We start from the raw sequence: 6,657 nt of genomic DNA, 5'->3' as shown, positions 1-6,657 counted from the left end.
GTGGCCGGGCCAGGCCCGGCCATGACGGTTGAGAGATGCGGGCCAAACGAAAGCGGCCGCCGGGCTCTAGGCCCGGCGGCCGCTTCGTCGCATTGGATGCTGGCCCGTAAAGGCCTCAGGCCGCCTTCTGCTTCGGCTGGAGCAGGTTGCGGTTGATGATCGCCTCGGCGATCTGGATGGCGTTGAGCGCCGCGCCCTTGCGCAGGTTGTCGGACACGCACCAGAACGACAGGCCGTTCTCGACCGTGGCGTCCTCGCGGATGCGCGAGATGTAGGTGGCGTCCTCGCCGGCCGCCTCGTGGGGCGTGATGTAGCCGCCGGGTTCGCGCTTGTCGATGACGAGGCAGCCGGGGGCCGCGCGCAGGATGTCGCGGGCCTCGTCCGCCGTGATCGGGTTGGCGAACTCGACGTTCACGGCTTCGGAATGCGAGATGAACACCGGCACGCGCACGCAGGTCGCGGTCAGCTTGATCTTCGGGTCGAGGATCTTCTTGGTCTCGACCGTCATCTTCCACTCTTCCTTCGTGTAGCCGTCATCCATGAACACGTCGATGTGCGGGATGAGGTTGAAGGCGATGCGCTTGGGGAACTTCTTCATTTCCACGTCGCGCAGCGAGTAGATGGCCTTGGTCTGCCGGTCGAGCTCGTCCATGCCGTCCTTGCCGGCGCCGGAGACCGACTGGTAGGTCGAGACCACCACGCGGGTGATCGTCGCCTTGTCGTGCAGCGGCTTCAGCGCCACGACGAGCTGGGCCGTCGAGCAGTTCGGGTTGGCGATGATGTTGAGCTTGTCGGCCTTGCGCATGTAGTCCGGCAGGACATGCGCGTTGACCTCCGGCACCACGAGCGGGACGCGCTCGTCGTAGCGCCAGCAGGAGGAGTTGTCGATGACGAGGCAGCCCTGCGCGCCGATGCGCGGCGACCAGTCCTTCGACACCGTCGAGCCGGCCGACATCAGGCAGATGTCCGTCTTCGACCAGTCGTGGTGCTCGAGAGCCTTCACCTTCAGCGTGCGATCGCCGTAGGACACTTCCGTGCCGACGCTGCGGCTGGAGGCGAGCGCCACGACCTCGTCGGCCGGAAAGGCGCGCTCATCGAGGATGGAAAGCATTTCACGGCCCACATTGCCCGTGGCACCGACGACGGCGACCTTGAAACCCATGGCTGTCATTCCTGTCTGAAGAAGGAGCCCGTCGGGCCCTGCGATCTCCCCCGGGAGCGTCGACCGCCTTTGGCGGTCCCGTCCTCATCCCCCGCCGGGGGAGTGTCCGGAGCGAGGAAAAGCGTCAGCCTGCCGTGCCGCTTTTGGCGGCCGGCGTTTTCGTCGTCGTTTTGGTCGACGTGACGAGAGGCATGGCAATCCCTGTTCCGGCGCGAAGCCGCGGGAGCAGAAACACCGCCTGTCGGAACTTGTCAATCCGACGCGGGCCGGGGCCGGCGGTGACGGACGGTTAACGCTGCGCGTCAACCGTCTGTTGACCGTGAGTTACAATCGCTACGAGTTGGTAACCACCCCGTCAGGCCCGCTGTTCAAAGTCGATGAGCCCGGTCAACCGGTCGGCAACCATGCCGGCCGGATCCGTCCCGCGACGGAGCGGCCGGCATCGTCGCTGTCCTGGGTCGCTGCCGATGACGGTTCCCTTCACCTCGGGCGATTTTCGCCGGATCACGCTGCGCAAGCCGCCGCCGCTGGCGGGCGTGCGCTGGCGTGGCGCGCGGCTGCTGCGCCGGCGTCCGGGGCTCGTGCTCGTCGGTGTCGCGACCCTGTTGAGCCTCCTGGTCACCGCCGGATCGCTGATGGCGAGCCGCCCCGATCCCGGCCAGCACGTCGAGGAAGCGCGCGTCACGCTGGCGCCGCCGGTGTGGACCAGCGTTCCGCGACCCCAGGCGGCCTTCCTGCTCGAAACCACGGCCTTTGCCGAACGCCCGGCCCTCGACGTGAGGGTCCACGGCGAAGGCGGAGGGCGCGAGGACGTCTTCTCCTTCGCCGCCCCGGGCCAGCCGCAGGGCTTCGCCGCCCTCGTCGCCTATCGCCCGGGCGCCGAGGCCGGCCCGCCCCAGACCTTCTACCTGGCCTTCGCGAGGCGCGCGGCCGAGGCCGGCTTCGCGCTGGCGCGCAGCGCCGTGCCGGACGGCCTGCCGACCAAGTTCGGCATCGCCGAGGCCGCCGACGTCGTGTTCTCGGACGGCCAGGCCGAGCACAGCTGCATCGCCTGGCGGCTCAACGTGGACGCCGCCGACCTACGCCTGTCCGGCTGGACGTGTGGCGGGTCGGCGCGACCCGTGGACCGCCGCGCCGTCGCCTGCCTCGTCGACCGGCTGGAAATCGCGCCGGCGAACGGCGACCGCGGCCTGCGGACCGTCTTCCAGACCGCCGAACGCCAGCGCCTCAGCGGGTGCCCGCCGGCGCCCGCTCCACCCCGTCCCGTCGCCACCCAGCGACGGCCAGCCTGATCGCACGCCGCCTGAACGAAGACCCCAGCAACAGCTCGACGGACCGAAGCATCGACGGTCCGAGCACCCGGAGGATCCCCATGCTTCGCGCTTCCGCCCTCGCCCTCTCCGCCCTCTTCCTCGGCGCAATGGCCGCGGCCGTTCCGGCCGAGGCCGCGCCGAAGCGCTCGCGCGAGGTCACGATCCGCGCGCGCTCCTACTTCGACGCCGGCGTGATCGTGAAGCCCGGCTCGACCGGGGCGACCAACTACGTGCTGGTGGGCCAGTCGATGGGCTCGCCCCCCTACGGCAATGCCAGCATCGGCGGCGGCGAGACGCTGCCCGGCCGCTTCTACGTGCCCAACTGCTGCGGCGTCACGGTCAACACGCCGAACTTCTACTGGCGCTGAGCGGATCCTCAACCCTCTCCACCGTCATCCTCGGGCCTGGCCCGAGGATCCACGACTTTGCCCGGGCCATCCTCAAGTCGTGGATGCCCGGGCCGAAGCCCGGGCAGGACGTGCGGAGGGAGTGAGCCCCACAACGAAAACGCCGCCGCGGACACCGCGGCGGCGTTTTCGTTCGGCTCGTGAAGGGCGCGATCAACGCGCCAGCGTCTGGACACCCTTCAGAATAGCATCGCCCATCTCGGCGGTGCTGACCGCGTTCTGGCCGGGCGAGGCGATGTCCTTCGTCCGCAGGCCCTGGTCGAGCACGCTGGAGATCGCCTTCTCCACCATGTCGGCCGCGTCCGTCAGGCCGAAGGAGTAGCGCAGCGTCATCGCGAAGGAGCCGATCATGGCGATCGGGTTGGCGAGCGCCTTGCCGGCGATGTCCGGCGCCGAACCGTGCACGGGCTCGTAAAGCGCCTTGCGCTTGCCGGTGGCAGGATCCTCGGCGCCGAGCGAGGCCGACGGCAGCATGCCGAGCGAGCCGGTGAGCATGGCGGCCACGTCCGACAGCATGTCGCCGAACAGGTTGTCCGTGACGATGACGTCGAACTGCTTGGGCTGACGCACGAGCTGCATGCCGAGCGCGTCGGCGAGCTGGTGCTCGAGCTGCACGTCGGCGTAGTCGCGCTTGTGCTGCGCCGTGACCACCTGGTTCCACAGCACGCCCGACTTCATGACGTTGCGCTTCTCGGACGAGGTCACCTTGTTGCGGCGCTTGCGGGCGAGCTCGAAGGCCACCGCCGCGATGCGCTCGATCTCGTGGGTCGTGTAGACCTGCGTGTCGACGGCGCGCTTCTCGCCGTTCTCCAGCGTCACGATCTCCTTCGGCTCGCCGAAATAGACGCCGCCCGTGAGCTCGCGGACGATGACGATGTCGAGCCCTTCGACCAGCTCGCGCTTCAGCGACGAGGCATCGGCCAGCGCGCCGTAGCAGATGGCCGGGCGCAGGTTGGCGAAGAGGCCGAGGTCCTTGCGCAGGCGCAGCAGGCCCGCTTCCGGACGCACGTCGTAGGCCACCGCGTCCCACTTGGGTCCGCCCACGGCACCGAAGAGCACGGCGTCGGCCGCCATCGCGCGGCCCATGGCGGCATCGGTGATCGACTGCTTCGTGGCGTCGTAGGAGGCGCCGCCGACGAGATCCGTCTCGGTCTCGAAGCGGGCGATGCCCTGCTTGGTGAACCAGGTGACGAGCTTCGACACCTCGGCCATCACCTCGGGGCCGATGCCGTCGCCCGGCAGCAGAAGAAGATTGTAGGACGCCATCGGTGAGTTCCCCCGGAAAGCCTGTGGTCTGTCGAGCGCCGGTTTAGAGCATGCGGCGAAAAGGTGGAACCCGGCTTTTCGCAAAGAAGCATGCGTCGGCTTGGAATTTCGCGGTCCGCCGCGAGGCGGGGGCCGGGTCCGGGTCAGCGCCTCAGGCGCGCCACCAGGCCCGGCAGGTCCCGCACGGTCACGTAGCGGGCCGGCTCGTCCTCCTCGATCGGCGCCGGCGCCACCAGGCCAGGGATGAAATGGTTGTCGGTGGCGTCGTCGTTGACGAGGGACACCTCGCCCGCGAGCACCGTGCCCCCCTCGGCCCAGAAGGCGTGGGCGACATAGGGGTCGAGCTGGATGCTCTCGCCGGGTTCGAGCACCACGCGTCCGCCGGGCGGTACGCGGACGACCGACACGTCCTTGACCACGTCGACCGGCTGGCCCGTCGGGTGTCCCTGCTCGTCCACCCCCACGAGCTCCACGACGAAACGCCCGCCGCCGCGGTTGATGATGTCCTCGGTCTTCACCACGTGGAAATGGTGCGGCGTGCGCTGTCCGTCGCGCGCCACCAGCACCTTCTCGCCGTAGAGCTTGCCGCCGCCGGTGCCGAGCAGGGCGGGATCGCCCATCCGCACCGTGAACACGACGAGCCCGTCGCTCTCGAAGCGCCCGGGCACGAACTCGGCGACCGCCCAGCCGAGACCGGCACGGGCCATGGCCACGATTTCGCGGGGATGCGCCTGCGCGTCGGCGGGACTCCAGGTCGCGAAGGGCGGCAGGGCGTAGCCGAACCGCTGGCAGGCGGAGCGCGCCGCGTCGATGGCGCTGTCGAGGGCGGAGCGGCGCATGCTCAGGCGGTCTCCATGCTGCGCGCCGGCCCCGCGGGCCGGCCAGGGTCGAGGGCATTGCGGGCCGCGCCGAGCGGCGCCAGCCCGCGGATGATGTCCGCCCCCTTCTCGCCGATCATCACGGTCGGCGCGTTGGTGTTGGACGACACCAGGAGCGGCATGACCGAACTGTCGCACACGCGCAAGCCCTCCAGACCGTGCACGCGCAAATCCGTGCCGACCACGGCCATCGGGTCGCTGCCCATCTTGCAGGTCCCCGCCGGGTGATGGTCCGTCTTGCAGGTGCGGAAGGCGTAGCGCGCCAGCTCCTCGTCGCTGTCGTGCCCCGGCCCCGGCAGGCGTTCGGCCAGGATGAACGGCTTCAACGCCGGCTGCTGCAGGATCTCGCGGGCCATGCGCAGCCCGTCCAGCGCCACCGCGCGATCGTACGGGTCGGCCCAGTAGTTCGGGTCGATCAGGGGCATGGCGAAAGGATCGGCGCTGGCGAGGCGCACCGACCCGCGCGAGCGCGGACGCAGGAAGGCGGTGTTGAGCGTCACGCCGGCGTTCTGCAGCTTGTCGACGCCGGCCTCGATGCCCGATCCGAGCCCCAGGTGGAACTGGATGTCGGGCGAGCGGGCCGCCTTGTCGGCGTACCAGAAGCCGCCCGTCTCGAACAGCGTGGAGGCCACGGGCCCCTTCTGGAACAGGAGGTACTGCAATCCCGCCCAGACGCTGCGATGCGGTCTGGCGTAGCCGTCGTAGGTGTGATCGCCGGTACACTCGCAGATGACGTAGAGATCCAGGTGGTCCTGCAGGTTCGCCCCCACGCCCGGCAGGTCGTGGACGACGTCGACGCCGACCGTGCGCAGGTGATCGGCGGGGCCGATGCCCGAGAGCTGCAGCAGGCGCGGCGAGCCGATGGCCCCGGAGGAGACGATGACCTCACGCCCGGCGCGCAGCACCTGCCGGCCGCCTTCGGCCGCGATCTCGACGCCGGTCGCCCTGCCCTTCTCGACCACGATCCGCGTCGCCATGGCGCCCGTGCGGATGGTGAGGTTGCGGCGGTCGCGGATCGGCTTCAGGTAGGCCACCGCGGCCGAGGAACGCCGCGCATTGCGCACGGTCACCTGATAGTGGCCGATGCCGTCCTGCACCGCGCCATTGAAGTCGGGGTTGTAGGGAATCCCGTATTCCTGCGCCGCCCGAAGGAAGGCCTCGCTGATCGGTAGCGGGTTGATGGGCACGCTGACGCCGATCGGTCCGCCGGAGCCATGATAGGCGTCGGCGAAGCGCTGGTTGTCCTCCGCGCGCCGGAAGTACGGCAGCACGTCGGCGTAGCCCCAGCCCTCGCACCCCGCCTCCGAGACCCAGCCGTCGTAGTCGGCCCGGTTGCCGCGCGTGTAGATCTGCGCGTTGATCGAGGAGCCGCCGCCGATGACCTTGGCCTGCGTGTACCAGAGCACGCGGTTGTCGAGGTGGCGCTGCGGCACCGTCGACCAGCCCCAGCTCGCGATGCCCTTGGTCATCTTGGCGAAGCCGGCCGGCATGTGGAACAGCGGATGGCGGTCCATGCCGCCCGCTTCGAGCAGCAGCACCGAAACGTCCGGATCCTCCGTGAGCCGGTGAGCCAGCGCGCAGCCGGCCGGACCGGCCCCGGTGATGATGTAGTCGTACGCCATGGTCGAACC

General features: G+C 69.7%; 6 protein-coding genes. 2 read left to right on the top strand and 4 right to left on the bottom strand.

Annotated elements, in window-relative coordinates; genetic code table 11:
• Positions 1 to 115: 115 nt before the first annotated feature.
• Positions 116 to 1,162, bottom strand: a complete 1,047-nt coding sequence (locus tag Q0Q47_RS28985) for an aspartate-semialdehyde dehydrogenase (protein ID WP_293868311.1) — start codon at positions 1,160 to 1,162, stop codon at positions 116 to 118.
• Positions 1,163 to 1,629: 467 nt separating this feature from the next.
• Between Q0Q47_RS28985 and Q0Q47_RS28980 the strand changes: the two genes are divergently transcribed.
• Both Q0Q47_RS28980 and Q0Q47_RS28975 read left to right on the top strand, forming a co-directional pair.
• Positions 1,630 to 2,454, top strand: coding sequence for a hypothetical protein (locus Q0Q47_RS28980; protein ID WP_293868309.1), 825 nt, complete (start codon positions 1,630 to 1,632; stop codon positions 2,452 to 2,454).
• A gap of 80 nt (positions 2,455 to 2,534) precedes the next feature.
• Positions 2,535 to 2,843 (top strand): hypothetical protein, encoded by a 309-nt coding sequence (locus tag Q0Q47_RS28975; protein WP_293868307.1) that lies wholly within the window; start codon positions 2,535 to 2,537, stop codon positions 2,841 to 2,843.
• 192 nt (positions 2,844 to 3,035) lie between these two features.
• On the opposite strand, the gene leuB is transcribed toward Q0Q47_RS28975, so the two are convergent.
• From leuB to Q0Q47_RS28960, 3 genes are all read right to left on the bottom strand, one after another.
• Complete coding sequence (gene leuB, locus Q0Q47_RS28970; RefSeq protein ID WP_293868305.1) at positions 3,036 to 4,148, bottom strand: 3-isopropylmalate dehydrogenase; 1,113 nt, start codon at positions 4,146 to 4,148, stop codon at positions 3,036 to 3,038.
• A gap of 143 nt (positions 4,149 to 4,291) precedes the next feature.
• Positions 4,292 to 4,987, bottom strand: a complete 696-nt coding sequence (locus tag Q0Q47_RS28965; protein ID WP_293868303.1) for a D-lyxose/D-mannose family sugar isomerase — start codon at positions 4,985 to 4,987, stop codon at positions 4,292 to 4,294.
• Positions 4,988 to 4,989: 2 nt separating this feature from the next.
• Complete coding sequence (locus Q0Q47_RS28960; RefSeq protein WP_293868301.1) at positions 4,990 to 6,648, bottom strand: GMC family oxidoreductase; 1,659 nt, start codon at positions 6,646 to 6,648, stop codon at positions 4,990 to 4,992.
• Positions 6,649 to 6,657 lie beyond the last annotated feature (9 nt).

The organism is uncultured Alsobacter sp. (genome assembly GCF_945952055.1).
Taxonomy (GTDB): Bacteria; Pseudomonadota; Alphaproteobacteria; order Rhizobiales; family Beijerinckiaceae; genus Alsobacter.
This window is presented reverse-complemented; position numbering and strand designations above follow the sequence as displayed.